The 1123-nt window shown below is 65.9% G+C and carries 1 pseudogene; it reads left to right on the forward strand.

The features are described from left to right. A pseudogene (locus BRAS3809_RS19965) lies at positions 1 to 1020 on the forward strand (NF038122 family metalloprotease); the annotation flags it as partial. Positions 1021 to 1123 lie beyond the last annotated feature (103 nt).

Consider the following 1123-nt stretch of genomic DNA (forward strand, 5'->3'; position numbering starts at 1 on the left):
CCGGTCGGTGGCGGCACCGGTCCGCAGATCAAGTTCGGAGGCAGCATTCTCTCGCCGGGACAGCTCGGCGGCTGGACGCCGATCGGCGCCGACGCCGTGGGCGGCGGCTATCAGATCGCCTGGAAGATGGCCGGTGCCGATCTCTACACAGTCTGGAACACCGACAGCAGCGGCAACTACACCGGCAATGCGATCGGTGCCGTCAACGGCGCCAGCAGCGCGCTGGAAGCGCTGGAGACGAACCTTCACCAGGATCTGAACGGCGACGGCACCATCGGCATTCCATCAGCCGTGATCGAAACGCTGGGGGCGACGAGCCTGGTGCAATCCGGCTCGACCTACTTCATGAATCCGGTCGGCGGAGGCACCGGCCCGCAGATCAAGTTCGGCGGCAGCACCGTCACCGTCGGTCAGCTCGGCGGCTGGAATCCGATCGGAGCTGAAGCCTCGGGCGGCGGCTACCTCGTGGCCTGGAAAATGGCGGGTGCCGACCTCTATACGGTGTGGAACACCGACGGCAGCGGCAACTATACGGGCAACGCGATCGGCGCCGTCCCGGGCGGCTCGGCGGCACTGGAGACGCTGGAGACCAGCTTCAACCAGGACCTCAACAACGACGGCACCATCGGCGTACCCACGCACGTCGCTTCCACCACACAGCCCGTCGTGTCGCAGGACAATTTTCATTTCAGCGATGACGGTCAGGGCGGCACGCAGATATCGGCCAACACGGCGCCGGCCAGCAGCATCGCTGCGCCGACCGCGATGTTGGCAGGGCATGACGGCTTCGTCTTCGCCGAGCATGTTGGTCAGGTCAGCATCGCCGACCTCACCCCCGGCATCGACACGCTCCTCATCAGTCACAACCCGTTCGCGAACCAGGCGACGCTGCTGGCAGCGATCCATCACGACTTTGCCGGCAGCACGGTCATCACCGATGCGGCAATGGACACGATCACGGTCCAGCACGTCACCGCCCTCGACCTGGTGTCGCATCTGTCGAGCTTCCATCTCATCTGATGCACCGGCCGGTCCGACGACCGGCCGGGCGGATCTGCTGCAATCCCCCGCTTGAAGCTGCCGCACGCGCTGACCGGCCAACGGTCCGGTCGTTGGCAGCCCA

It is taken from the genome of Bradyrhizobium sp. STM 3809 (assembly GCF_000239795.1).
Classification (GTDB): Bacteria; Pseudomonadota; Alphaproteobacteria; order Rhizobiales; family Xanthobacteraceae; genus Bradyrhizobium.